We start from the raw sequence: 1,434 nt of genomic DNA on the forward strand, positions 1-1,434 counted from the left end.
AAAATAAACTGTGCACAGGGAAAATAAAAGTTCAATATAACACGTTGGTAAGCCGTATGCCTTAATAGGGCACGTGCGGTTTGATGAGGGGGTGGCCATGTGAATGGTCACCCTACTCTATTCCATGGAGAGTGAAAAGATATATGTAATTACTATCCCTGTGTAAGTGGGAAATTTATTAGCGAACTGTTGGGGGTCTAATGAAAATAGATAAAATATATAATAACAATGTAATTAGTGTCATTAATGAGCAAAATGAAGAGTTAGTAATAATGGGAAAAGGTATCGCATTTCGTAAGAAGCCTGGGGATTTAGTAGAAGAAACGAATGTAGAAAAAGTATATACCTTAAAAAATAATGATATATCAGAGAAATTCAAGACGCTTCTATATGAGGTTTCTGTTGAGTATATCCAATTAACTGAAAAAGTGATAAAGCTGGCTAAACAAAGACTAGGAAAGAGCTTTAATGAAAGTTTGTACATTTCCTTAACAGATCATATTCATTTCGCAGTAGATAGAATAAAAAAAGGGTATGAAATAAAAAATGCTTTATTATGGGAAATTAAACGTTTTTATAAAGAAGAATTCTGTATAGGAATGGAAGCCTTACAGATGATTAAGGAAAACTTGGGTATAGAATTACCAGAGGATGAAGCTGGCTTTATTGCGATGCATCTAGTTAATGCTGATTTAAATCAAGATATGCCTAATGTGGCAAATATCACAAAAGTGATGCAAAACATATTAAATATAGTGAAATATCATTATAAAATGGAATTTGATGAGGAATCCCTTAACTATTTCCGCTTTGTTACTCACCTAAAGTTTTTCGCTCAAAGACTCTATAGTAAAACATATATGGAGGACGATGATCCATTTTTATATGAAATGGTAAAAACAAAGCATAAAGAGGCATTTGCCTGTACAGAAAAAATCAATGATTATATCCAAAATCAATTTAATCATACTATATCCGATAACGAAAAGCTTTACCTAGCTATTCATATACAGAGAGTGGTTGTTAGGTGACTATACTTAGTGATAGTGATGAAAGTTTTGGTGTGATAGTAGTAATCAAAACTTTCATCAAAAATTCTCCTTATACATAATCCATGTCATGGATTAGTGACCACACTCTTATCCTCTGAATCTATCTCTTCTTTCTCTGTCATTAATTCTTGTTTCTTTTCATGTTCTTTCCTTATTTTCCCACAGGTGATGCATTCCCCGCTATAATAGTAACTATATTTATGATATTTTCGTAATTTACATATGAATGATCCGAATAACATGTGTAACACTCCTTTGCTTTTTCTGTGAAAAGGACGTGAATGAAAACTTTGGTAGTAGACTAAAAATGGGGCGAGAGAATGTGGCTTAGGATTCATTTTTCTTAAAAAAGACAATAAGAAAGAAACCTATTAAAAATTTG

General features: G+C 32.1%; 2 protein-coding genes. One reads left to right on the forward strand and one right to left on the reverse strand.

All coding sequences use genetic code 11. The features are described from left to right. The first annotated feature begins 200 nt into the window (after positions 1 to 200). Positions 201 to 1,031 (forward strand): BglG family transcription antiterminator LicT, encoded by an 831-nt coding sequence (gene licT, locus F9279_RS24750; RefSeq protein WP_152116735.1) that lies wholly within the window; start codon positions 201 to 203, stop codon positions 1,029 to 1,031. Between the two features lie 86 nt (positions 1,032 to 1,117). Here the strand turns inward: licT and F9279_RS25470 are convergent, their stop codons facing one another. Further along, positions 1,118 to 1,294 carry a hypothetical protein gene (locus F9279_RS25470; RefSeq protein WP_193224715.1) on the reverse strand — a complete coding sequence of 59 codons (177 nt, stop codon included), beginning with the start codon at positions 1,292 to 1,294 and terminating at the stop codon, positions 1,118 to 1,120. Positions 1,295 to 1,434 lie beyond the last annotated feature (140 nt).

This window comes from Bacillus sp. B1-b2 (assembly GCF_009183415.1).
Lineage (GTDB): Bacteria > Bacillota > Bacilli > Bacillales > Cytobacillaceae > Niallia.